Origin of the sequence: Candidatus Phaeomarinobacter ectocarpi (assembly GCF_000689395.1) — a bacterium.
In the GTDB taxonomy this organism is placed as follows: domain Bacteria; phylum Pseudomonadota; class Alphaproteobacteria; order CGMCC-115125; family CGMCC-115125; genus Pyruvatibacter; species Pyruvatibacter ectocarpi.
In genome coordinates this window covers 2,926,993-2,951,916 of sequence record NZ_HG966617.1, presented here as the reverse complement: position 1 = coordinate 2,951,916, position 24,924 = coordinate 2,926,993, and the positions used below count along the sequence as shown (strand labels likewise).

19 protein-coding genes are annotated in these 24,924 nt (G+C 58.7%); 15 read left to right on the top strand and 4 right to left on the bottom strand.

Annotated elements, in window-relative coordinates:
* Nucleotides 1-138 precede the first annotated feature (138 nt).
* The 8 genes from BN1012_RS14020 to BN1012_RS13985 all read left to right on the top strand — a co-directional run bounded on the left by BN1012_RS14020 (nucleotide 139) and on the right by BN1012_RS13985 (nucleotide 10,364).
* The gene (locus BN1012_RS14020) at nucleotides 139-3,501 is read left to right on the top strand and encodes an acetyl-CoA carboxylase family protein (RefSeq protein WP_043950077.1); all 3,363 of its coding nucleotides are present in this window, start codon (nucleotides 139-141) and stop codon (nucleotides 3,499-3,501) included.
* 13 nt (nucleotides 3,502-3,514) lie between these two features.
* On the top strand, nucleotides 3,515-4,723 hold the full coding sequence (locus tag BN1012_RS14015; RefSeq protein ID WP_197538309.1) for an acyl-CoA dehydrogenase family protein: 1,209 nt from the start codon (nucleotides 3,515-3,517) through the stop codon (nucleotides 4,721-4,723).
* 19 nt (nucleotides 4,724-4,742) lie between these two features.
* Nucleotides 4,743-5,870 (top strand): acyl-CoA dehydrogenase family protein, encoded by a 1,128-nt coding sequence (locus BN1012_RS14010; RefSeq protein WP_043950075.1) that lies wholly within the window; start codon nucleotides 4,743-4,745, stop codon nucleotides 5,868-5,870.
* Nucleotides 5,871-6,091: 221 nt separating this feature from the next.
* Nucleotides 6,092-7,045, top strand: coding sequence for a polyprenyl synthetase family protein (locus BN1012_RS14005; RefSeq protein ID WP_052535379.1), 954 nt, complete (start codon nucleotides 6,092-6,094; stop codon nucleotides 7,043-7,045).
* Between the two features lie 10 nt (nucleotides 7,046-7,055).
* Entirely contained in the window at nucleotides 7,056-8,000 is a 945-nt protein-coding gene (locus BN1012_RS14000) for an ABC transporter ATP-binding protein (protein WP_052535377.1), read from the top strand.
* Nucleotides 8,001-8,059: 59 nt separating this feature from the next.
* The gene (locus tag BN1012_RS13995; RefSeq protein WP_145973477.1) at nucleotides 8,060-9,109 is read left to right on the top strand and encodes an ABC transporter permease; all 1,050 of its coding nucleotides are present in this window, start codon (nucleotides 8,060-8,062) and stop codon (nucleotides 9,107-9,109) included.
* Entirely contained in the window at nucleotides 9,106-9,894 is a 789-nt protein-coding gene (locus BN1012_RS13990; protein ID WP_043950074.1) for a fatty acid desaturase, read from the top strand. The genes BN1012_RS13995 and BN1012_RS13990 overlap by 4 nt, the downstream gene beginning before the upstream one ends.
* A gap of 2 nt (nucleotides 9,895-9,896) precedes the next feature.
* The gene (locus BN1012_RS13985; RefSeq protein ID WP_043950073.1) at nucleotides 9,897-10,364 is read left to right on the top strand and encodes a sterol desaturase family protein; all 468 of its coding nucleotides are present in this window, start codon (nucleotides 9,897-9,899) and stop codon (nucleotides 10,362-10,364) included.
* Here the strand turns inward: BN1012_RS13985 and BN1012_RS13980 are convergent.
* From BN1012_RS13980 to crtY, 3 genes are read right to left on the bottom strand one after another with little or no spacing between them, the layout of a single operon-like run.
* A complete protein-coding gene (locus BN1012_RS13980; protein WP_043950072.1) occupies nucleotides 10,361-11,314 on the bottom strand; it encodes a phytoene/squalene synthase family protein in 954 nt (317 codons plus the stop codon). The two genes, BN1012_RS13985 and BN1012_RS13980, sit on opposite strands and share 4 nt — an antisense overlap.
* An 18-nt stretch (nucleotides 11,315-11,332) precedes the next feature.
* Entirely contained in the window at nucleotides 11,333-12,847 is a 1,515-nt protein-coding gene (locus BN1012_RS13975) for a phytoene desaturase (protein ID WP_043950071.1), read from the bottom strand.
* Nucleotides 12,844-14,034: a lycopene beta-cyclase CrtY gene (crtY, locus tag BN1012_RS13970; RefSeq protein ID WP_244442904.1), complete on the bottom strand. Its 1,191-nt coding sequence runs from the start codon at nucleotides 14,032-14,034 to the stop codon at nucleotides 12,844-12,846. The genes BN1012_RS13975 and crtY overlap by 4 nt, the downstream gene beginning before the upstream one ends.
* A gap of 357 nt (nucleotides 14,035-14,391) precedes the next feature.
* Between crtY and wecB the strand changes: the two genes are divergently transcribed.
* The 3 genes from wecB to BN1012_RS13955 are packed head-to-tail and all read left to right on the top strand — an operon-like array spanning nucleotide 14,392 to nucleotide 18,496.
* Entirely contained in the window at nucleotides 14,392-15,588 is a 1,197-nt protein-coding gene (gene wecB, locus BN1012_RS13965) for a non-hydrolyzing UDP-N-acetylglucosamine 2-epimerase (RefSeq protein WP_052535374.1), read from the top strand.
* On the top strand, nucleotides 15,588-17,951 hold the full coding sequence (locus BN1012_RS13960) for a glycosyl transferase family protein (RefSeq protein WP_052535372.1): 2,364 nt from the start codon (nucleotides 15,588-15,590) through the stop codon (nucleotides 17,949-17,951). Before wecB ends, BN1012_RS13960 begins: the two co-directional genes overlap by 1 nt.
* 2 nt (nucleotides 17,952-17,953) lie before the next feature.
* On the top strand, nucleotides 17,954-18,496 hold the full coding sequence (locus BN1012_RS13955; protein ID WP_043950069.1) for a tetratricopeptide repeat protein: 543 nt from the start codon (nucleotides 17,954-17,956) through the stop codon (nucleotides 18,494-18,496).
* 21 nt (nucleotides 18,497-18,517) lie between these two features.
* Here BN1012_RS13955 and BN1012_RS13950 read toward each other — a convergent pair whose 3' ends face one another.
* A complete protein-coding gene (locus tag BN1012_RS13950) occupies nucleotides 18,518-20,170 on the bottom strand; it encodes an NfrA family protein (RefSeq protein WP_043950068.1) in 1,653 nt (550 codons plus the stop codon).
* A 319-nt stretch (nucleotides 20,171-20,489) separates the two neighbouring features.
* On the opposite strand from BN1012_RS13950, the gene BN1012_RS13945 reads away from it, so the two are divergent.
* From BN1012_RS13945 to BN1012_RS13930, 4 genes are all read left to right on the top strand, one after another.
* Nucleotides 20,490-21,284 carry an H-type lectin domain-containing protein gene (locus BN1012_RS13945; RefSeq protein ID WP_043950067.1) on the top strand — a complete coding sequence of 265 codons (795 nt, stop codon included), beginning with the start codon at nucleotides 20,490-20,492 and terminating at the stop codon, nucleotides 21,282-21,284.
* 104 nt (nucleotides 21,285-21,388) lie between these two features.
* Nucleotides 21,389-22,834 carry an efflux transporter outer membrane subunit gene (locus BN1012_RS13940; RefSeq protein WP_043950066.1) on the top strand — a complete coding sequence of 482 codons (1,446 nt, stop codon included), beginning with the start codon at nucleotides 21,389-21,391 and terminating at the stop codon, nucleotides 22,832-22,834.
* 138 nt (nucleotides 22,835-22,972) lie between these two features.
* On the top strand, nucleotides 22,973-23,950 hold the full coding sequence (locus BN1012_RS13935; RefSeq protein ID WP_043950065.1) for an NAD(P)H-dependent flavin oxidoreductase: 978 nt from the start codon (nucleotides 22,973-22,975) through the stop codon (nucleotides 23,948-23,950).
* A 126-nt stretch (nucleotides 23,951-24,076) separates the two neighbouring features.
* Nucleotides 24,077-24,766: a hypothetical protein gene (locus BN1012_RS13930; RefSeq protein ID WP_145973476.1), complete on the top strand. Its 690-nt coding sequence runs from the start codon at nucleotides 24,077-24,079 to the stop codon at nucleotides 24,764-24,766.
* Nucleotides 24,767-24,924: the final 158 nt, after the last annotated feature.

Genomic DNA, 24,924 nt, shown 5'->3' with positions numbered 1-24,924 from the left:
GTATTTTTGCCCAACTGACAAGATGTCAGGTAGTGTGATCCCTGTTCACCTTCAAGGGCTTGGCTACGGGTGACCTATGAGAAGCCCGCAGAATTCCGGGCCTAATGCCTCTTTCGATTGTGGCCAAGCCCTGCCAGTATGCGGCCCGAAAAAGCAAAAAAATCTGCCAGGGACACCAGTTTGACCTCGAATCACAAGTGCCTGATTGCCAATCGCGGTGAAATCGCCGTGCGCGTTGTGCGGACTGCGGCGGCACGCGGCATTGAAACGGTTGCCATCCACTCGCCGGACGATGCGGGGGCGCTGCACACCCAGATTGCGGATAAGGCAGTTCAGCTCGAAGGGGCGGGCGTTGCTGCCTATCTTGACGTGTCGGCCATCATCGAAATTGCGAAAGCCGAGAAGTGCGACAGCATCCATCCAGGGTATGGGCTGCTTGCTGAGAGTGCCGAGCTTTCAGCTGCGTGCGCTGATGCCGGACTGGTATTCATCGGTCCCAAGCCCGAAACGTTGTCAGAACTTGGCGACAAGGTGGCGGCGCGCGATCTGGCCAAGGCAAACGGCATTCCGCTGATCGAAGGGTCTCCGGTTCTGGCCGATGAGGCTGAGGCAAAGACATTTTTTGCGTCGCTCAACGGTGCGCCGGGTATCTTCAAGGCCGTTGCAGGTGGCGGTGGGCGCGGCATGCGCATCATTCAGGATACGGATGAAATTGCCACAGCATTTGCTCAGGCCTCCGCAGAAGCGCTTAGCGCCTTTGGCGATGGCTCGCTTTACATGGAGCGTTACCTGCCAACTGCGCGGCACATCGAAGTGCAGATCGCAGGTGACGGTCAGAACGTTGCCCATCTGTGGGAGCGCGATTGCACCATACAGCGACGTCATCAAAAGCTGATCGAGCTTGCGCCTGCGCCACGTCTCGCGCCGGCGCTTCGGGCGCGCATGCTGGACGCGGCGGTAAAACTCGGCAGAGCCGCCAGCTATCTTGGCCTTGGTACCATTGAGTTTCTGCTTGATGCGACCGGTGAGGGCGACGACGCGCCGTTCTTCTTCATTGAATGCAACCCGCGCATTCAGGTGGAGCATACGGTAACCGAAGAAGTCACCGGGCTTGATCTGGTGGCGCTGCAATTCCAGCTGGCGTCGGGCAGCAGTGTCGCTGACTGTGGACTTGATGCACTGCCGGTGCCGACAGCATCCGCGGTTCAACTGCGCGTCAACACCGAGAGCATGGGAGCCGACGGCGCGGTGCGGCCCGCCGGCGGCACCCTGACACGGTTTGATGCACCTGGCGGACAGGGCATTCGTGTCGATAGCCATGGCTTTGCGGGATACGCCACCAATCCGCAATTTGATTCATTGCTGGCCAAGCTCATCATTCGTCGTGGTGATCAGGACTGGTCGGGTCTGATGCGCCAGGCGCATCGTGCGGTGGGTGAATTCGCCATCGGTGGCGTTGAGACCAACCAGACCTTTTTGCGCGCCTTGCTTGCGAGCGAAGACCTGTCGGACTGGCGCGTTGATACGCGGCTCATTGAACGCAATGGCGCAGCGCTGGTTGCGTCGGCTGCACAGGACGCAGGTGTTCGTTCTGTTGCGACAGATGCACCGGATTCGACCACGCAGGCCGGGGCCACGCAGGCAGCTATCAAGATGGACGCGCCGGAGGGCACTGTGGGTGCTGCTGCGCCGCTTCAGGGGTTGCTTGTTTCCATCATGGTTTCTGAAGGTGAGCAGGTGACGGCAGGGCAGGAAGTTGCCGTGCTTGAAGCCATGAAGATGCAGCACGGTGTAACGGCGCCGCGTGCGGGCACAGTTCGTCTGCTGGCCGCCGACCCCGGGCATGTTCTTGATGAAGGGGCTGCTGTCCTCTTCATCGAACCGACCGATGATGCCGGCGCGTTGGAAGCGTCGAGCGCTGAGGTCGATCTTGATTACATCCGGCCTGACCTTGCCGAGCTGCATGCACGGATCAACAAGACGCTGGACCATGAGCGGCAGGCTGCCGTCGCCAAACGTCACAAGCTTGGCTTCCGCACGGCGCGCGAAAACGTGTCGGACCTGTGTGACGACGATAGCTTTCTTGAATACGGGCAGATGGTGCTCGCCGCGCAGCGCAACCGGCGTGAGCTGGATGACCTGATTGCCAATACGCCGGGCGATGGCATGGTGGCTGGCTTTGGTGCCATCAACGGCGATACGTTTGATGAAACGACAAGTCGCGCTGCCGTGCTTGCCTATGACTACACCGTGCTTGCGGGGACGCAGGGCTACTTCAATCACAAGAAGACCGACCGCGTCTTGGAGCTTGCCGACAAATGGCATGTGCCGGTGATGTTTTTCACCGAAGGCGGTGGTGGTCGCCCGGGCGACACGGATGTACGCAATGTGTCGGCGACAGGGCTTGACGTAAAAACCTTTGCGACATTTGCAGCGTCCTCAGGGGCTGCACCACGTGTTGCCATCAATAATGGTCGCTGCTTTGCGGGCAACGCTGTCATTTTCGGCTGTGCGGATGTGACGATCGCTACCAAGTCCAGTGCCATTGGCATGGGCGGCCCGGCAATGATTGAAGGCGGTGGTCTTGGTACCTATGCGCCGGATGAAATCGGACCCATTGATGTGCAGGCCAACAACGGTGTTGTTGACCTTGTGGCCGACGATGAAGCCCATGCGGTGGCGCAGGCGAAACAGTTGCTGGGGTTCTTTCAGGGCCGCACGGACAACTGGACTTGCGCTGACCAGCGCAAGCTTCGCCATGTGATCCCGGAAGACCGCAAGCGCGTGTACAACATGCGTGATGCCATCTCTCTTATTGCGGATGAAGGCTCGGTGCTTGAGCTGCGTGAAGGGTATGGGCGCGGGATGATTACATCGCTTGTGCGCATTGAAGGCCGTCCGTTCGGCCTATTTGCCAATGACCCGCACCATCTTGGTGGAGCGATTGATGCGGAAGCATCTGAAAAGGCCGGACGCTTCATGCAGCTGTGTGATGCATTCGGCATCCCGTTGCTTTCACTTTGTGACACACCGGGCTTCATGGTCGGGCCGGACCATGAGGAACTGGCGACTGTGCGCCGTGCGTCATCAATGCTGGTGACGGGTGCGAGCATTTCCGTGCCGCTCTTCATGATCTGCCTGCGCAAAGGCTATGGGCTCGGTGCGCAGGCCATGGCCGGTGGGAGCTTTACGTCGCCGGTGTTCCTCATCTCGTGGCCCACCGGTGAATATGGCGGCATGGGGCTGGAAGGTGCTGTGCGGCTTGGCTACTCAAAGGAACTGGCGGCTGCTGAGAGCCCTGAGGCGCGCGACGCGCTGTTTGAAAAACTTCTTGCCGCCTATTACGAGCACGGCAAAGCACTGAGTGTTTCGACACTTCACGAAATCGACGCGGTGATAGACCCGATTGAGACGCGCAAATGGATCATCAACGGCATCAAGACGGTGCCAGTTGAAGCCGCGTCCCGAGAGCGCCGCCGTCCCTTTGTTGATACCTGGTAACGGAGACATGATTGTGAGCAATCCTACCCAACGCGAATTGGACGAGTACCGCGATGAAGCGCGGGCATGGTTCACCGAGAACACACCCAAGGACCCCGGGTTCATGCTGCCGCTGACTTTCATGGAAGTGGGCACACAGGAGCAGTTTGATTTTCTGCGCGAATGGCAGAACAAGGTCTGGGCTGCGGGATATCTCGGTGCCAACTGGCCGGAGCAGTATGGCGGTCGTGGCCTGCCTGAAGTGTTCCAGAACCTTGCCACCAAGGAGATGGGGCGCGCAGGCGGGCCGATCATGCTCAACGCGATCGGCCTTAACTGGGCGGGGCCATTGATCCTGGATATGGGCACCGACGAAGAGCGGGCGCGCTACATCAAGAGTATTCTGTCTGCGGAAGATATCTGGTGTCAGGGGTTCTCCGAACCGGACCATGGCTCGGACCTTGGCAATGCCCAGACCAAGGCTGTGCGTGATGGTGATGACTGGGTCATCAATGGCTCCAAGATCTGGACGACACAGGGCAATTTCGCCAAGTACATGATCCTGCTGGCCCGCACCAATCCGGACGCGCCGACCAAGTACAAGGGTCTTTCCTTCTTCCTGGCTCCCATGGATGCGCCGGGCATTGAAACAACGCCGATCCGCAAGCTGACCGGCGAATATGGCTTCACGCAGACCTTCTTCAATGACGCCCGCATTCCAGGTGACTGCCTGATGGGTGAAGAAGGCGAAGGCTGGAAAGTTGCCATGCGGACGCTCGAATATGAGCGTGGCGCGCGGGGCGGTCAGCCCGGCGGATATGTCATGACCTATCCGGACATCACCGAAGTGGTGGAGCTGGCCAAGACGGCCAACTACAACGGCAAGCCTGCCATCGAGGACCCGCTCATCCGTGATGAGCTTGTTGGTCTCCTGATGCAGAGCCGTTCGCTGCGTCTGTCATCTGCGCGGACAGGACTGGCGCCCCTCAATCAGGATCGGCCTTTGTCCATTCCCCTGTCGTCAAAGCTCGCATCGACCGAATTCATGCAGCATATGGCTGAGTTCGCCACCCGTCTTCAGGGCACACGAGCCGCCTATTATGTCGGTGACGTTGATGCCCACGAGCATGGCATCTGGCAGCGCGGCTATCTCAATTCATTCTCGGCCACCATTGGCGGCGGCACCAGCGAGATCCAGCATAATATTGTGGGCGAGCATGTGCTCGGCCTGCCGAAATCATAAGAAGCGCAGGTTCTAGAACATGACATTCAGCAACAACGGATCCATCGGGTTTTCCGATGAACAGGCGGAACTTCTGGAAGTTGCCCAGCGCTTCTGCCGCGAAAAATCACCTGTCGACAAGGTGCGCGCATTGATTGACGACGAGACCGGTCATGACCCGGCCGTGTGGAGCGAGCTGGCGGAGCTTGGCTGGCTTGCCATTGCGGTACCGGAAGAGTTTGGCGGCGTTGGTTTGAGCCTCGCTGAGGTGGTGCCCGTGGTTGAACAGATGGGCCGGTCGCTGATGGGTGGCCCGTTCCTCTCAACAACCATCGCTGCCCAAGGTCTGCTGCATGGCGGGACGGACGCTCAGAAGAATGCGTTGCTGCCTGACCTGTGCGCAGGTACACCGGCAGCCGTGGCTCTCGTGGAAGGTTCCGGAGATTGGGATCTGACCAAAGCAGCCTGCACGGCAAAACGTGATGGCGATGATCTCGTTTTGTCGGGCACCAAGGTGCTTGCGGCTGATGCTGCTGCAGCCGCATGGCTGCTTGTGTCGGTTTCCCTCGACAGCGCGCCCGCATTGGTCATCGTGCCTAGGGACGCTTTGGGTGCTGATGCCCTGACACGCGAAGTTGTTATTGATGAAACGCGCCGATCCTACAAGGTGACGCTTGATGGGGTTCGCGTATCTGCAGACCAGTTGCTGAGTGGTGCTACGGCAGCACAAACGTTGGCCCACATTGATCTTGTGACCAGTCTTCTGGTCGCTGCCGAGATGTGTGGTGGCACAGCCAGCTGCATCGATTATACGGTGGACTATCTCAAGACCCGCAAGCAGTTCGGCAAGCTCATCGGCTCTTATCAGGCGCTCAAGCATCCTGCTGTTGATGCGTTGATTGCCTATGAGCAGGCGCGCAGCCATGTCTATGCGGCGGCGCACAGTTTTTCCGAGCAGGGCGAAGGCGAAATCGCCACCCGCATGGCCAAGGCGCAGGCAGCTACTGCCATGAGTTTTGCCGCTGACCGGGCCATTCAGTTTCATGGCGGGTTTGGCTTCACCTATGACTGTGATGCCCAGCTTTATCGCCGTCGTGCCTTTTGGGGCGACAGCCAGCATGGTGATGCCGCTTACCAGCGCAAAAAGCTTGCGGATTTGATGTTCTAAAGCCGCATTCAACATGTGTGTTTGAACGGGCCTGTTTGCCAAGACAGGCCCGTTTTTGCGTGTCACACTCATGGTTGACCGTCTTGCGGGACCTATCCTGATCTCAGCACGGCAATCCGATCACCTGTCTGGACCGTACAAGACCGATGGGTAAGGAAAATCTGTGATTTTCCCGGGTTAGGTTGTTTGGAGCCGGTCATTTGTTGGGAGCTGCAGCGTCTTTGTCGATCGCCACGTCACATCTTGATTTGACCGATGACGCCGTGACCTCATCAACCAGTGATGAGGATGCCACGCTTGCATTGATCACTGCGCTTCGCGACAGCGTCGAGAGGCGCCTGTCTGACCTCTTGCCACCTGAAGACCGTGCGCCATCGCAACTTCACGCGGCCATGCGCTATAGCGTTCTGTCTCCCGGCAAACGTTTGCGCCCGGTGATTACGGCACTGGTTGCGCGCCAATGCGGCGGCAATGAAGCCGCTGCCCTTGATGCCGGGTGTGCTGTGGAGATGGTCCATGCGGCCTCTCTGGTGATCGATGATCTGCCTGCAATGGATAATGCCGAGCTACGACGGGGCCGCGCGACGAACCACCGGGTCTATGGCGAGGCAACGGGCATTCTGGCTGCTATCTCGGTCATGAATCAGGCCTATGGCATCATTGCCGGGCTTGATGGCATGAGCGCCGAGCATCGCACTCAGCTGACGACCCTGTTCACGCAGGCAATCGGCCCGGAGGGGCTGGCCGGTGGGCAGGAATATGACGTCAATGGTGCGGCGGGTGCCAGCCCTGCAGACATTGAAACTGTCAACCGCCGAAAAACCGGTGCCCTTTTCTCACTTGCCGCCCAGGCTGGTGCACTCACGGGCAGCCATCCGGATATGGATCAGCAGCTGACGCATCTGGATGACTTCGGCAATCATCTGGGCCTGGCTTTTCAGACACTCGATGACATTCTGGATGTGGAGGCCACATCGGCTGCCGGCACTGGAAAAGACAAGAACCAGGATGGCGGCAAGCCGACCCTTGCCCGGGTCGAGGGATTGGATGCCGCCCATGCAGCCGTGCGCCATCATATCGAACATGCGCTTGAAGCATTTGAGGCCGGCGTTGGGCCCGCGCCAGGAATGCGGCTACTGTGCAGCCTCGTGTTTGACGCAGCACTGAAGGCGTAACGGGCTCCTCGTGACCGCACCCACCCCTGTTCTTGAAATAGATGCGGTCTCTTATCGCTACGGTGATCGCGTCGCGTTGAATAACGTGAGCCTGAAGGTCATGCGCGGTGACGTCTTTGCCTTGCTTGGTCCAAATGGCGCAGGAAAATCCACCCTCATACGGACACTCTGCGGACGCCTGAGACCTACAACCGGCACCGTCCTGGTTTATGGCGGCAATCCGGCGCGGTCGCGAGCGGCGCGCGGGTGCATTGGGCTGGTGCCTCAGGACATCGCGCTTTATCCCTATATGACGGTGGCTGAAAACCTGTCGGTGTTTGGCAGGCTGGCGGGCATTCGTGGTGCCCGGCTGGTGACGATGGTGGATCAAGCGGTAACCGCCACCGGTCTTGAAGACAGGGTGGACCAGCGCGTTGAGACCTTGTCGGGCGGGTACAAGCGCCGCGCAAACATTGCATCTGCCTTGCTGCATGCCCCTAAACTTCTTGTGCTGGACGAGCCGACGGTCGGCGTGGACCTTGATGCGCGCAACAGCATCAATGCTGTGCTGCGCTCCCTGTCCGAGAGCGGCATGTCGGTTCTCATCACCACTCATGATCTTGATCAGGCCGCCTCTGTTGCCAGCAGTGTGGGCATCATCGTGCAAGGGCAAGTCATTGAAACCGGAGCGCCTGATGATCTGGTCGCCCAGCGCTTTGGCGATGACCAGGAACTGGTCTTACTGCTTGCAGAGCCTGCACATCCCGGCGTTGCCGCCCTTTTGACAGACCGTGGGTTCAAGTCCCTTGAAGAGGGGCGCCACTGGCGTGGACGTTTGCCGTCAGAGGGGCCGGGCGTTGATACCCTGACGTCAGAGCTTGTGTCGGCCGGTGCCAGACTTCGCGAAACACGCGTGCGCCAGCCGGGGCTTGATAGCCTCTATGCGGACCTCACCGGTGAAAGCGAGGTGGCGTAGTGTTTGTCATCTCATATGTCAGTCTCATCGGACTGTTGAGAGATCGCGGTGCCCTCGTCATGGCGTTCGTTCTTCCTGCTCTCATTTTTGTAATTTTTGCTGCGGTGTTTTCCGGTACGCAAGGCGATGGACTTGAGATCGAGGTGGTGTTTGCTGATGCCACCCAGTCCGAACAGGGCACGGCCATTGGGGCTGCTCTTTCAAGCGACGTTGAGTTGCGTTTTGCGCAGGGCGGCGCACCTGAAAATGGCATGTCACGGGCGACGGCGCGTGATATGGTGCTGTCCGGGCAGGCAGATGCCGCCATTGTGGTGGTGGGACCTGTCCTTGTGCCACGTCCGCGAGAACCGGATAGAGCTCCCGTCGTTGTTCTGGCGGACGACGCCAAACCCATCGCCGGTGCCTTGGCTGCTGCGGCTGTGCAGCGGGCACTGGGGGAAGCGGTGCCCGGGTCTGTGTCTCCTCCGGTCGTCGACATCGAGGCGGCGGCAGAAGGAGAGCGTGATCCTGCTGTCACCTATTACGCCGGGGCTATCACCATCATGTTCCTGTTCTTTGCGGCCCTTCAGGGGGCGGTGGGCATGATCGAGGATCGAGCCAGCGGCATCATCGATCGCCTTATGCTCACGCGCGGTGGAGCCGGAGCGCTGGTTGCTGGCAAATACCTGTTCTTGACCGGGCAGGGGGCGATGCAGGCGATTGTGGTTTTTGCGGTGGCCTGGCTTGGCTATGAAGTCATGGTCTGGGATGCATTGGGGGCCTTTGTCGTGACGACGCTTCTTGCAGCGACATCGGCTGCCGGGCTTGCCATGGCAATTGTGTCGGTTGCCGCGACGCGGGCACAGGCGCTTGCAACGGGCAACGCCCTTGTACTGGTTATGTCGGCGGTGGGCGGGTCCATGGTACCGCGCTACATGATGCCAGAGTGGATACAGGATCTTGGTGCGTTGACCCCGACGGGCTGGGTCATTGATGCCTATCAGGCGGTCCTGTTCCGGGATGTCGCCGCCGCGGACCTTGAGCGCACATGGATGCTGCTTGCCGGGTTTTCGGTGGTGGCTTTGTTGTTTTCGTGGATCGCAACCCGATGGAAGGAGCGTGCTGCATGACGAAACCGCTCCAGGCCGGGCGGCTGCCCCGGGTATCGCGAAACCGGCAAATGGTGACGGGCCTGGCTGTGTCCGCAGCGCTCATTGTGCCGTGGCTGGTGGTGCACATTGCGGCCGTATTCTTCATGCCGCTTTCCGGCGTATGGCTCTGGCTGGCGCCGATGATTGTGGCAGCCCAGACTGTCCTGTCGGTGGGGCTTTTCATTGTTGCGCATGACGGCATGCATGGATCCATAGCGCCGTTCCGCCCTGCCCTGAACCGAGGCATTGCGAGGTTCTGTCTGCTGATCTACGCCGGGTTCTCGTTTGAGGCGCTGGCCAGGGAGCATATGCGGCATCACGCAAAGCCCGGCACGGCGGATGATCCCGACTACAATTTTGAGAATCCCCACAGCTTTGTGGCCTGGTACTACGGCTTCTTCCGATATTATTTCGGGCTGAAGGAGTTTGGCATTCTGACGGCCATTCTTGCGGTCTATGTGTTCGTGATCGGGGCGCCGGTGGCAAACCTGCTGCTGTTCTGGGCGCTGCCTGCGCTGCTGTCGTCATTGCAGCTGTTTTATTTTGGTACCTACCAGCCGCACAGGCCGATTGATGGGGTCCCGTTTGAAGACCACCACCGGGCCCGTAGCGTTGATCTGCCGCCGGTGTTGTCGCTGTTGACCTGTTTTCACTTCGGCTACCATCTCGAGCATCATCATCACCCAACGGAACCCTGGTGGCGTCTGCCTGCGGTTCGCAGGGCGTCGCTTATGGCTCACAATAGGAAGGGTCACGCAACGTGAGTATGTTTGGTCCGCTTGCGATCGTGCTTGGCACCATTGCGGCCATGGAGCTGTTCGCCTGGTGGGCGCACAAGAACATCATGCATGGCTGGGGCTGGGCGTGGCATGAAAGCCATCACCGTCCCCGAAATGGGTGGTTTGAGAAGAACGATCTTTATTCGGTTGTCTTTGCCGGGTTCTCGATCCTGCTGTTCCTGGCTGGCACCTATTTGTGGTCGCCGCTTTGGTGGGTGGCCGCCGGTATCACTGCCTATGGGGTACTGTATTATCTGGCCCATGATGGTCTGGTGCATCAACGCTGGCCATTCAGATACCACCCCAAGGGTGGCTATCTGGGTCGGCTGGTGGAAAGCCATCATCTTCATCATGCGGTGCATACGCGGGAGGGATGCGTCTCGTTCGGATTTGTTTATGCGCCGAGTCCGGACAAACTGCGTGCGCAGCTCAAGGAGAGCAAGAAGGTTGCCTAGTTGGTGGACACTAGATCTGTAGCGCGGGTCCAAAGCCCTGTGCGTGGTGTGCCCGTGGCTGATTTACGGAAGCGCGATACGATGGCGTCGCCCAAGCCCAGGAACACATATCCGATCTTCTGTGCTGTTGAGGTTCCCGCGCGGTCGTCCCAGGCCTGCTCACCTTTAGCCAGCACTTCCATGCCGATGCGACGATAGATGCGTTTGGCCGTTGCGATGGCCCATGCTGCGCGGAACGGCAGATGGGCAATGCCATAGACGGATGATGCGTAGTAAGGCTCTGCTTCCATCACCAGCCGGCGGGCGACGCGGGCGATGGCAGCACGGTTATTGGGATCAAGAATAGCCGCAGTGGAATAGGCCACGCTTTCTTCTTCCAGCCAACTCCGGGGCAGGTAGATGCGCTCTATCCGCGCGTCATCAATAATGTCGCGGGAGATGTTGGTGAGTTGAAAGCCGATACCCAGGTCGCAGGCACGGTCAAGAATATGCTCGTCCCGCACGCCCATGACCATTGCCATCATGACGCCCACAGCGCCGGCCACGTAGTAGCCATAGGTCAGTGTGTCCGCTGGCGTGGCGTAGGTGTGTTCCGCTACATCCATATGAAAGCCGCGCAGCAGGTCCAGCGGATACTGCTCCGGCACGTCATGTTTTTGCACCACGCGCTGGAACGACGTGAACACGGGATCATTCACCGGTTCGCCACGATAGGCAGCGCGGGTGCGCTCCAGCAGCATTTCAAAACGGGCGTGGGGGTCGCTTGTGTCCTCTTCGGCTTTTGCAAAGCCAAGTTCCTGACCGTCGATCACGTCATCGCAGTAGCGACACCACGCATAAAGCATGTAGGCGCTTTCGCGCATGTCGCGGCCAAAGAGGGCAGCAGCACCGGCGAATGACTTGGAGCCCTGCTGGATCGTGGTGCGGGCTTCTGCAACAACGTCATCCATGTTCGGATATTCCTGGAGCTAAGCCACAGGCTCCATGTCGAAGTCTTCAAGAACAATACGCGCCGTTGCCTTGGCAGACCCTACAACACCGGGGATACCGGCACCGGGGTGGGTGCCTGCGCCGACGATGTACATGCCTTCCAGCTTGTCATCGCGGTTGTGGCTGCGGAACCATGCTGACTGGGTCAGCACAGGCTCCAGCGAGAAAGCGGAACCATTGTAGGAATTCAGCTCTTCACGGAAATCGTTTGGTGTGAAGTGACGTGTCGTGACGAGGTTGTTCATCAGGCCGGGCATGTAGTTCTTGTCGAGATAGCCCAGAATGCGGTCTCGGTATTTTGGGCCCTCCACATCCCAGTCGATGTCGGCGTGTCCCAGATGCGGCACTGGTGACAATACGTAGAAGCACCCGTGTCCTTCCGGCGCCAGTGATGGATCCGTGCGCGTTGGGGCATGGAGATAGAGGGAAAAGTCGTCGGCAAGTTCCTTGCCTTTGAATATCTCACCGATCAGCTCGCGATAGCGCGGCCCGAAAATGACCGTGTGGTGCTGAATGTCCTCGTAGGGCTTGCTGGCGCCGAAATAGATGACAAAGAGTGACATGGAGAAGCGCTTGGACTTGAGGCGCGCTGCTTCCTTGCGTCCGCGGTCTGTGTGACCGAGCATTTTTTCATAGGTGTGCACAACGTCTGCATTGCTGGCGACCATATCCGCAACGAAGTGGGTGCCATCTTTCAGAGTCACACCTGTTGTCTTGGTGCCCGATGTGGTGATCTCCGCAACGTCAGCGTTGAGATACAGCTCACCGCCCAGATCCCTGAACAGATCGAGCATGCCGCTTACCAGCGCACCGGTGCCGCCCTTGGCGAACCACACGCCCCATTCTCGCTCAAGCGCGTGGATCAACGCATAGATGGCGGATGTCTCAAACGGATTGCCGCCGACAAGCAGCGAGTGGAAGCTGAATGCCTGACGCAGATGCTCATCTTCGACAAAGCTTGATACCTTCGAATAGACACTGCGCCACGCCTGCAAGCGGGCCAGTTGCGGAGCAGCCTTGATCATGGATCGGAAGTTAAGGAAGGGCACGTGGCCAAGCTTGATGTACCCTTCTTCCATCAGGTCCCGGGAGTAATCCAGAAACCGCTTGTAGCCGTCCACGTCCTTGGGGTTCAACTTGTTGATCTGACGGAACAGTTCGTCGGAGTCGTTTGTGTAGTTGAAGCTTGTGCCGTCTTCCCATTCCAGCCGGTAGAGCGGGTCAACCGGCAGAAGCGTCACATAGTCTTCCATCTTGCGGCCGGAGAGTTCGAACAGCTCTTCCAGCGCGGATGGGTCTGTGATGACCGTGGGGCCTGCATCAAACGTGAAGCCCTTGTCTTCATAGACGTAGGCCCTGCCGCCGGGCTTGTCGCGCTTTTCAAGCAGCGTTGTCTGGAAACCGGCGGATTGCAAACGAATGGCAAGCGCGATGCCACCAAAGCCCGCCCCGATAACGACGGCCTTCTTTGATGAAGGCGTTGCAATGTTCATGGCTGAGATACTCCGGACTTTGGTTCCTTGAGGCAGCGCATCGCGGCCAAGATGGGGACGGGCGGCTTGCCTGTGAGAATGCGGGCCTTGTCGGCGAGTGTTGTTTGTCCGGCATAGAACCGGGCGATGAGCGGCTCGGGAAGGCGGTAAAAGCGCTCCAGAACCTTGTACCTATCCTGCGGGCGCGCGGCGTCAAACAGCATGCGGTTCAACAGGCGGTAAAATCCGCGCTTGTCCCAGGCAGCCTTGGCATGGGCGCGGGTTGTCTGCGCGACGGTTTGCGATGTGATGTGTGGCAGAGCTGCAATTGCCTGCGCCAGACGTACATTGTCCGGGAGCGAGTAGCCGGTCACCGGGTGAAAGAGGGCCGCGGCCAGTCCGCTTCTGCCTGTGCCTTTCGGAGTCCCTTCCCAGAAAGCGTCAAAATTGCCACCAAGGGCGATTGGCAGCACCCCACGCTCTTCACGCAGGACCTTCTTGATCTTCCACCCCTTGCCGGTGGCGTAGTTCTCAATGGCATCGCGAAACACATCGTCGTTCAATTCCGCGCCATCGGAGTAGCGTGTGTCCTCCACCAACAACGAGGTTGGTGTATGGGGCAGCAGGTAGAAGAAACGGTAACCGTCTTCCTGTGGAACCGTGGCGTCCATGATGACGGGGCGGGTCAGTACGTGGGGCTCCTCAAGCTCCAGCTCCTGACCGACAAATTTCTGGAACCGAATGGCCAACGAGGTATTCGCCTTCTGGCCACGTCCATCGATGACGGCGTGGGCGTCAATATGGCGTCCGTCCTCCAGGGTCACGCCTTCCTCATCCAAAGAGGTAACGTCGCCTTCGAGGATCGGTGTTGCTTCCATGTCCTGTGCAAGCTGATGGCGGAGCTTTTCTTCGCTGATGCTGGCGTAGCCGGTTTTGAGCGCGCGGGCATGACCGGGAAAACGGACGTCCTGCCCGTGCCACTCATGGGCAATCAGTGGGTCGAGCCAGGCACGCGCGTCATCAGAAATGTCGCTGGTATGGAAAGACCAGGTGTGGCTGGGGTCGGGGTGCGGGTTGCGATCCACGATCCCGATTTTCAGATCGGGGTGTGAGGCCTTGAGGGCACGCACAATCAGCGCATTTGCCAGTCCGGCACCCGCCAGAAGCAGGTCGTATGTGGCGTTTGGCAAATGGGGGGACGCAGACACAGGAATTGGACGCTCTGGGCTGATTGTTAACTCACTGCAACAGGATACGCAGAATCCGCACATATGGATGAGAAAAGCGGCGTGTCTCTTGCTGTGTCTAACGGGAAATCTGATTTGAGGCGGGGTTTAGCCCAAATTGGGCTTGTCTGGACGCTTGTGTCCCGTTTTGGGGCAATTGGGTGCGGCTGACAGGCCACAATCGCAACGCAAAACCCCTTTCTCATCGGGCTTTTTGGCCGGTCTGAACTGCCGTTCATGTTCCAGACAGGCTGGATGTGGTCTCTGGGGACCGAAAGTTAAGGATTTAATTACCTTTCTGGCGCTGACGCTTGAAAGGACGCAAGAAATCGGGGCGACGTGGCAGCAGTTCATCGCATAAGCATCATTAGTGGTACCCGGCCTGAGATCCTCAAGTTGGCACCGGTTTATGCCGCGTTGGCAAAACGTCCCGAAATTTTTGCTCCAACGTGGATCGCTACCGGCCAGCACAGCTCTCTGGCTGACCAGGCCTTTGCTGATTTCGGTGTCAAACCGGACATGACTGTTGAACTGAAGGATGTGCCCGCGGGCGTGTCAGCTCAGGTCGGGGCGACCGTAGCTGCTCTGGCACCGGCGCTGGCCACGTCTGATCCTGAGCTTGTCATAGTTCAAGGTGACACCTCGTCGGCTCTTGCCGGGGCCCTGGCGGCTGCGGCCCGAGGCGTCCCCGTGGCCCATGTGGAAGCCGGTCTGCGGTCGTTCGATTTTGACCACCCAAACCCGGAAGAAAGCATTCGGGTGATTATTGCCCGTCTGGCACAGCTACATTTTGCGCCCACTGAAAACGCTGCTGCAAACCTGCGTGCTGAAGGATTCGCAGACAGGCGAATCCACGTTACGGGCAATACGGTTGTCGATGCTTTGATGAGCGTTCTCCCGACGCTGCCAGCGTGGCCTGAAACGCTTGAGCCACCACAGGCAGGCAAGCGGCTTGTGCTTGTCACCACCCATCGCCGGGAAAGCTGGGGCGACCAGATCGAGGGCATTGCGCGTGCTGTTGCATCGATCTCCGATGCCGTTCCTGACGCTGAAATCATTTTGCCGGTGCACCCCAACCCGGTCGTGCGGGACCCGCTTGCGACTGTTCTGGGGACGCATCCGCGGGTGCGGCTAACACCTCCGCTGGCCTATGGCGACTTTGTATCCGTACTGCGCCGCTCGTCGCTTGTCCTGACTGACTCAGGCGGTGTGCAGGAAGAGGCCGCTACGTTGGGCGTGCCTACTCTCGTGATGCGCAAGGTGACCGAACGCACCGAAGCCTTGGACGCGGGTGTCGCGAAGCTTGTGGGTACTGACCGCGACGACATTGAAGCGTTGGCGATTCACTTGCTGACTCATGAAGATGACCGGCAGGTCATGGCGCAGGGCGGCAACCCGTTTGGTGATGGTAAGGCGGGTGAGCGCATTGCCTCGCTGCTGGCGCGCGAGGTTGGCGCCTTGCGTGTGGTACGCAGCGGTGAAACAGAAGGGCCGGATGGTGCCAAGGATGGTACCGGCCGGCGATCTGCCTCTTGATGGCGGAAGCGCTTAGTGCGTTCCAGGACATGGTCAGCAACATCCTGCTCGGTATCGAGTGGGTGTTTCTGCTCGACTGGTCCTATCTGGCTTCACAGTCCTTTGGTTTCGATCTCGTCGAAGCGTTTGCGGTCCTGTGGTTCGTCATCAAGTTCCTGATGCTGACGATCGCGCTTGTGATTTTTGTCAGCGGTGCAGAAGACCTCTTTATCGACCTTTACTATTGGTGGCTGAAGCTCAAACGGCTGGGCGACAAGGACCCGCATGAGTTGCCGCGCAAGCTGGAAAGCCTGAAGGCTGTGCCACAGCTCAAGCTCGCCATCATCGTGCCCGCATGGGACGAGAGCGATGTGATCGCGCGGATGATTTCCAACACCATCAATACGGTCGACTACGACAATTTCCATATTTTCGCAGGCACTTATTCCAACGATCCGGATTCAGCGCGTGAAGTTGACCGCATGGCTGCGCGCTATCCCAATGTGCACCGCGCAGAGGTCGGGCATCCTGGTCCTACCAGCAAGGCCGATTGCCTCAACTGGATCGTCCAACGCATTTTTCTGTACGAAGAGGAAACCGGCGAGAAGTTCGATGGCTTTGTCATGCAGGACTCCGAGGATGTGGTGAACCCACTCTCTTTGCGTGTGATCAACTGGGTGCTGCCGTCGCGTGACTTCATGCAGTTGCCAGTGTTCTCCATGAACCGGGACCCGCTGGACATGGTGGCCTGCCACTACATGGACGAGTTTGCCGAGTGGCATAACAAGGACCTGCTGGTGCGTGAGGCAATGACGGGCATTGTTCCCAGTGCCGGTGTTGCCAGCGCCTTCTCGCGCAATGCGCTTATCGCCCTGTCTGCTGCAACGGACGACCAGCCTTTCAATACGGATAGTCTGACGGAAGACTATGACATCGCCATGCGCCTGCATGATCTTGATATGCCCGGCGCCTTTGTTCGCTACTGGGCCGAAGTGCCCCATGAGCGGGCCAGCTGGATTACCGGCCGCAAGGTCATGCGCACAAAGCGCGAAATCGTTTCGACCAAGGAATTCTTCCCGGACCAGATGTGGGCCTCCATCCGCCAGAAGGCGCGATGGACACTTGGCATTTCGTTTCTGGGGTGGGAGCAGCTTGGTTGGCAGGGCCGGTGGCAGGACCTCTATTTCCTGTATCGTGACCGCAAGGGAATGATCACCGCTCCGGCGGCCATCATTGGCTATGCGATTGTTCTGCAGATTGCAGCCTACTATCTGGCGCTGAACTACATCCCAGATCTGTGGCAGATGCCGCCGCTGATCGAACCTGGTAGCTGGGTCTGGTACATCATCGCCGCCAATCTGTTCTTCCTGCTCAACAGGCTGTTTCATCGTGCGTGGTTTGTCGGGCGAACCCATGGACTGATCTATGTCCCGCTTTCGCCATTGCGGGCGGTGGTGGCGAACTGGATTGGCTTCCGTGCCAGCCTGCGCGCACTCAAGCAGTATCTCTGGTACCGGATTTCCGGCCAGCGGCTGACGTGGGACAAGACAACCCATGCCTACCCATCACTCGCTGAACTGAAGCAGGGCAAGCCCAAGATTGGTGAGGTGCTAACCTATTGGGGTGCCATTGCAGCAGCGGATGTAGAGACAGCGCTGGCCAAACAACAGGAGACCTATCGTCCCTTCGGGCTGTCGCTTCTTGATCAGGCGCTGGTCGACGAAGACAGTCTTGCGAATGCGTTTGCGGAACAGGCGGGTGTGGCGTTTGAAGGTTTTGATGCGCTCAAGGTTCAGGCCGAAGCGCTTGCAGAGCTGTCTGCGCGCGATGCGGCCCGGTTTGCGGTCGTACCCGTGTCGCTCTCCAATGGTGAATTGAAGCTCGCTGCCGCAGAGCCATTGTCGAAAGAGCAGATGGTAGCGCTGCGGGCTGTCCTCGCACCCGGCCGCCGTATCAGTCTTGTTATCGCGCCACGCAGCGACGTGGCGTTTGGTCTGCGTTATGCGTGGGATCACACTCCCATTGATCGAGAGATCAAAGACGCTGTTCTTCTGCGGCGTTTGCAAATGGTCGATCAGGACGGCATTGAGCGCTTGTGGCGGCATATGCGCCGTCGTCATGTCTTGCTCGGTGACGTGCTCGTGCGTCTTGGCCTTGTGTCACACGATGCACTGACCAACGCCCTGGCGCTGCGTGGTGATGACACCCAGTTGATCGGTGATGCGCTTGTATCATCCGGGGCCATAACGAAAACTCAGTTGAGTGATGCACTGGACCTGCAGCCACATCCACCGCTTGATACCCTGAGCGTCGCGGTAGAGCTTGGGCTCATCCCGGCATCCCAAGTGAAGCAGATTCAAAAAGAGCTAGAGGGGGCGCGCTAGGGATGTCTCCCAGTGAAAAGCGGCGTGCGCGTATCAAGGCTTCCTTGGTGTTGACGGCCTTCATGGTTTTTGGCGCGGTGGGCATCTGGTTTGCAACAAAGGAAATGTGGATCCCTGATCTGTCCGTGATGCGGGCTCAGACCCTTACGGACGAACAAGCCGCGCCCTTTCCCACGACGACCATGGCGGACTTCAAGAGTTATCCGTTTATCCACCGGGCCTACGGGCTGATGGCGGAAGGTCAGTATGCTGAAGCGGAAATCTATCTGGCCCGGGCACGTGCAACCAATCCGGATCGAGCGCAGGTCTGGATCATCTCGTCACAGGCTGCCATTCAATCAGGCAAGGCAGGCCAGGCGGCCGAGTTTGCCAACGAGGCTGCTGCGCGCGATGCGACCAGTGGGCGCGCGATTTTGTATCGGGCGATTGCCCGTGACGTTGCAGGTGAAGTGGTGGCAGCGCGCGTGGATTACGCGGCCGCGCTTGCAGCGGGCGGCCTGACACAGGCCGAGCGTGACCTGGCGCAAAAGACGCTCGGTGAATAGCACACCCGGAGTTTATGTAGATCAGTAGTGGAGAATGGCCGTTCCGACGAACGCGCCATCGTCACGGTCATCTTCGTTGACGAACGCATAGCGGTACTGAACCTTGAAGTCGAAATAGGACCGCGGTCCGGTGTACTTGTCTTCGTTGAACCAGTAGCGAAGGCCAACGCCGGGACCGGCTTCAATAACGCGGTTGGTGTCGAACTTGTCGTCTGAGTATCTGGCGGCAGCTAAAACATGGGGCGTCAGCACAACTGACTCGCTGAGCTTGAAGCTGTGGCCGTACCAACCCTCAAGGTTAGTGGCGACAAAGCGTGGGTCGTCAGGGATGTAGGCAACGTCCGCATAGACGTTCCAGCTTTCCCAGTCGTTGAGCACGGGATCAATATCCAAGCCGTCAGCCAGAGAATAACCGGCAACCAGAAGCCAGGCATCGCGGGCCTGATCGCCCACTGAAATGAGACGCTCGACGGTGAAAACCAGATTGTGGTCAGCCAGTGGACGGAAGCGGGCGCCGACGCCGAGCTGCAGGGATTCCTCGCGGGTGTTGAGCGTGTCACCTTCAAAGCCGGTGAAGCCACGAGTGAACAGGGTGAGGGCCCGGTGTTTCATGCTGCCGATCTGCGGCGCGATATAGCCGACTTCCCAGCCCGCAAAGCTGTCGCTTTCGCCGGCTTCCGGCGCGCTGACCAGATCTACCGAGTTGTCGCGGAAGGACAGGAAGGCATCCGCGTACCAGGTGCGTTCTGTGTAGGAGACTTCACGGCGCAGGCGGAACAGGCGACGCTTGCCTGATGGGTCCTGAGCGTCAGGGCTGGCGTCATGGGTATCAATGGCGTCTCGGAAAAGTTCCGTTGAGCCATCCAGGTCGCCCTGGCGCTTGAGGGCATACCCGTAGTCGGCAAGGCCGTTGGATGTCAGTCCACCACCCGCGCGGGCTTGTTCAAAATAGCGCGCTGCTGCTGCGTCGTCGCCGGATGTGAGCGCCGCATAGGCCACATCCGCCGCAGCGCCTGGCTGAGCTGCGAGGGCTGCCTCTGCTTTTTCAAGATTTGCCTGCGCCTTCGCGGTGTCACCGGTCTGGCGGTAGAGCTGTGACAGGCGAACGCGGCGGTACACGCTTTCGTTCAGGGTCACGGCTTCTTCAAGGGCAGTGATGGCGCCCTGAGGGTTTTCGGGCAGAGAAGCAGATGCTTTTTCGTCCAGATAGAAAGGCAGCTGATCCGTTGTGAGGACGCGCCGGTCGACCTTGGCAAGGGCTGCGTTTGCGCTGGCGGTATCGCCTGCCTGGCGAAGGGAGACCGCCAGGCCCAGGGCGGCGCCCGGATTGTCTTCGATGCTCAAGGACGCCTTGAAGGCGCGCGCTGCTTCGTCAGGATTGCCGATCTCGGCGGATACGAATCCAAGGGCTCTTAAGGCATAGGCGCGCTGGGCTGAGGTGAGATTTCCCGTTTCCACGGCGCGGCCATACAGGTCCGCGGCCTGTGTCGGATTTCCCGCCTGCCAGGCCTTGTCGCCATCCGCGATCAGGGTCTGGCCAATATCGGCCTGGGCGACAACCATCTGTCCGGGCTGATCCGGCGTTGCTGCTGAAAGTGTTGCCGGCAGCAAGACACCGGCCGCCAGAATGGCGATGCCTGCGGTGCGAATTGCAATGGTGGGTCGTGACGTCATCAGGTGTTGTTCCCGCAAAAGAGGTATTTCCAGCAACCATGCAATTGTCTAGCCGGGTCGTGATTATCATAGCCTGAATTGGCAGAATGCGCTGAAACCTAAGACAAATCGGTTAACCAACGGCCAGAGTGTTGCTGTGCCGACACGTGATTTTGGATTAACAATCCGTAAACAGAACGATGGGCACACGCTTGTCGTATTTGCGGTATAGGTTTTGCCAGTGGGTGCCTTGCGGCGGATGCGATGTATGCGACCGTCCAATCGGATTGAAATCGGTAAATCTTCATGTAGATGAACCGGAAAACGGCTGAGGCAGGGCATGGCAGAATTTTCTGACGAACAGCGCGCCGCATTGCGCGGATTGATTGATGCTGAAGTGCGTGGACGGACCAACCGCAATGGCGGTGGCACGTTTGGGGTGCTGAGCTTCTTGCTGCTTGTCGTGCTGGCAGGTGGCCTTGGCTTCTTTTTCTGGGTCAATCAAGGGACCTGGGACTGGCGTAATCTCTACGCTGACGGTGGCGGTGGCGGCGATAATCGCGAGGTTTTGAGCGAGTTTTTGCTCCGTCAGGCCGAGAGCATTACTGACGAAGTGCGGTTTGCCCAACGTGAAGTCTCCAGTTTGCGTGGCCAGCAGGAACAACTGCGCGATGAAGCGGAAGAGATTGCTGCTGCCTACCGGAAGCTGGCCCAGAAAGCTGCCAAGGCTGAACGGATGATCTCAGTTGCGGAAGACCTGGATCGCAAGCTTGATCAGGTGGCTGGCGCTGTAGCGTCCTCCGGGGCTGTTCAGTCTGTTCTGGCTGACAAGCTCATGGCGTCCCGTCTTCAGGCAGGCACTTTTGAATGCGGCCACGCCTATCGGCCGACAGAAGATGGTTGGGAAGAAGTCATGACCCGGACGGTGTCGTTTGAGTCCGGATTCACGTCCCCTCCCAAGGTGTTTTTGGCGCCGAACCTCCTGGAAGCCTATTACCGCGAGCCAAACGTCATTCTCGCGTTCGAAGCCGGCAGCATCACTGAAAACAAGTTCGATCTGACGATCCGGGCGGCTGGAGCCTCAACAATTTCTGATTGTCGGGTCGACTGGATTGCGGTCGGTTCTGTCGAGTAGACCTGCCGACTTCCGACCCCAATAAGGGTCGTGTTAACCAGAATAAGGCACTGTTCCTCCTGAAATTCTGCCATCCGACGAGGTGGCGTTCAGGAGAGCAGGCAATGGGTACGTGTTCAAAACTGGCATGTGGGGTGGCAAGTGCGGCTTTGGCCGCCTGTTCATTTTCGCCGGATGTCCCCAAATCCACAGTCGCTACCGCGCCGATTGCCCAAAGCGAATTCGTGACGGCGGCAATTGCGCCTGTTTCTCCAGACGCACCCGACACCACCTGGTGGCGTCTTTATGATGACCCTGAGCTTGATGGGTACATCACCAAAGCCCTGTCCGAAAACAACAGCCTGAAGGCAGCTTTTGCCAACCTTGATCGGGTGCTTGCCGCGCTTGGGGAAAGCCGCAGTGCATATCTTCCGTCTACGGATATAAATGCGGGCGCGACCTATGAGCGTGATGCGGCGCAGCAGGCGACGCAGAAGGCCAAGACGGAAGACATCTCCTATACATCCGGTTTCAGCCTCTCTTACGAGATTGATCTGTTCGGGCGTGTTCGCAATTCCGTTGCCGCGGCGCGCGCTGATGCGCAGGCCGCTGAATCAGCGTTGCATACATCACGCATTACGATTGCCGCTGAGACAGCGCGGGCCTATGCGGATATCTGTTCGGCCAATCAGCAGATTGCCGTGACGGAAAATACCCTAAACCTTCAAACGCGGACAGTGGATCTGACGCGTCAGCTTACGGAAGGTGGTCAGGGCACCAAGCTCGATATTGTTCGGGCGCAGGTGAACGTGGAAAACACCAAAGCCTCGCTGCCTCAGTTGAAAGCAGATCGTGAAAACGCGCGTTTCCGTCTGGCGACACTTGTGGGCCAGCCGCCGGCGGCAATGGTGGATGCAGCAACGGATTGCACCCGTGCACCGATTGTTGCGGCGACCATTCCGGTCGGTGACGGCGCCGGTCTTATTGCGCGACGTCCGGACGTGCGTGAGGCAGAGAATGCGCTCAAGGCTGCTGCGGCCCGCGTTGGCGTTGCGACGGCAGAACTCTACCCGCAGATATCTCTTGGTGGTTCGATTGATACGACAGCCCTTCAGATTGCCAGTCTCAAGGAAGACGGTGCGGTTTCATTTTCGTTTGGCCCGTTGATTTCCTGGACGTTCCCGAACATCTGGGCCGGTCGTGCACGGATTGCTGCTGCAGAAGCCGGTATGGCGCAGGCGCTGGCGGAGTTTGATCAGGCGGTTCTGGTGGCACTTGAAGAAACCGAAACGGCTCTGCAGAACTATGCAGCAGAGCTTGAACGGCAAGCCGCACTCACACTTGCACGCGATGCTGCCGCTCAGTCAGCACGTATGGCGCAATCGCGCTACGAGTTGGGGGCTGACGATTTCATCACCGTGCTGGATGCGGAGCGGACGCTGGCGGATGCGGACATTACGCTGGCGCAGTCTCAGGCCAACACAACCCAGTTCCAGATCGGCCTGTTCCGGGCCCTGGGCGGCGGCTGGGGCAATGGTCCAGCTGGCATGGCCAAGTCTGCAGGCCTCTAGCGGACATCCCGCAACCCTTCCGTAGTTTTAAAAGAGAACGCACTAGCTTTTCGCGCACGGATGGCCAAAATGCGCCATGAGATGGCGTGTTTCAGCATGCCGTGAACCAGTCTTCAAAAAACATATGGGGCGGCGAACATGCGCACGCGTATTACAGAACTCTTTGGTATTGAGCATCCGATCATTCAGGGCGGCATGCACTATGTGGGCTTTGCGGAAATGGCGGCAGCTGTTTCCAATGCAGGTGGTCTTGGCATCATCACCGGCCTGACGCAGGGAACACCTGAAAAGCTGGCTGCGGAAATCGAGCGCTGCAAGGGCATGACCGACAAGCCTTTTGGTGTGAACCTGACGTTCCTGCCTGCTGTCACGCCTCCCGACTATCCGGGATTTGTTGACGTCATCATCAAGAGCGGTGTCAAAGCCGTTGAAACAGCCGGCAACAACCCGGCCAAGTGGCTTCCCGCCCTTAAGGAAGCGGACATCAAGGTCATCCACAAATGCACATCGGTGCGGCATGCGCTCAAAGCTGAGTCCATCGGATGTGATGCGGTGAGTGTTGACGGGTTTGAGTGCGGCGGCCACCCCGGTGAGGACGATGTGCCTAACTTCATTTTGCTGCCGCGGGCTGCAGAAGAGCTCAAAATCCCATTCGTGTCGTCCGGCGGCATGGCAGACGGACGTAGCCTTGTTGCATCCATGGCCATGGGTGCTGAAGGCATGAACATGGGCACACGTTTCATCGCCACGCAGGAAGCGCCGGTGCATGAGAATGTGAAGCAGGCTCTGATTGCCGCAAGCGAGCTCGACACACGTCTCATCATGCGGCCCCTTCGGAACACCGAGCGTGTGCTGAACAATGATGCGGTTGAGCGTCTGCTCGAGAAAGAGCAGGAGATGGGTGACAAGCTCAGCTTTGCTGACATCGCTGAAGAAGTGGCAGGCGTGTATCCCAAGATCATGAAGGACGGCGACATGGATGCCGGTGGCTGGAGCTGTGGCATGGTCGCAGGCCTGATCCATGATATTCCGACCTGCAAGGAGCTTGTGGACCGGATCATGAAAGAAGCCGACGAGATTATTGCTGAGCGTCTTGCGGGCTTCCGCGCCGCCTAAGATCTGCAGGGTTCCTGCGCCTTTTTACTATGGCGCCGGAGAATCGTGACATCCGGGCGGAACCACCGTGGCCCGATCTTGTTTTGCTAGCAACGCAAACAGTGATCAGCCACGGTGGACCCCTCGATGACCTGGGACAATTACAAAGCCAACGTCCGAAGCTACATGCAGCCGTTCAGCGGGTCGCTTCGCGATCCAAAGGCAAAGCTGGGTGTTCTTAGTGCGACGCTCTTCGCCGCTGTTGGCATTGCGGCCTTCAACTCCCCGGTAATGGCCGAGGGGTGTTCAGTGCTTGAGGAAGCAAGCGTGCAAGAGATGCGCGACGCGACCGTTACGGCTCTCAACGAAGACATTGATGGATCGGTCGTCGACATTGTTGCGACTTCGCGCGGTCGCGTTGACAGTTTCGTCTTTGCCTACACAACCGAAAATGAAGCGGGATCACTTATCCGCACTGTCTCTGTGCGGCCCGACAAGGTCACCCTTTGCGAGGATGCTGATGGCGTGAAGGCGGACATTTCGCTGCCCGCTTCTCAGCTGAACCTTCTGCGCGAAGTTGCCATCGGCCTTTCGGGTGACGATGGCACGACTTTCGTCACGACGCTGTACCATCCCGCACATCTGAGCCTTGCCGCGCTGTCGTTCTGGCACCAGGACCAGGCTGATACCGAAGTGAAGCTGAAACTCTTCAAAGTTGGCGACATAATGCGCGTGGGCGCTGTCGCGGAGACGACCAATGATGTGTCACAGCCACGCCCGTTCTGGGAAGTTTCACGCCCTGACTACGAGCTTCACAGGGTTTCCCTGCCAATTTAGAGGCATTGTGCACATTGCTCGGTGGCCGAAGGGCTACGAAGCTTAATAACGGTCGGCAATTGCCGACCGTTTTTGCATTTGTGGTCTGCCGAGAGGAATTTGCTGCGACGCAGCAAAAATGACGCCCGCGTCACTTTTTTATAGAACCTCGATTTTCG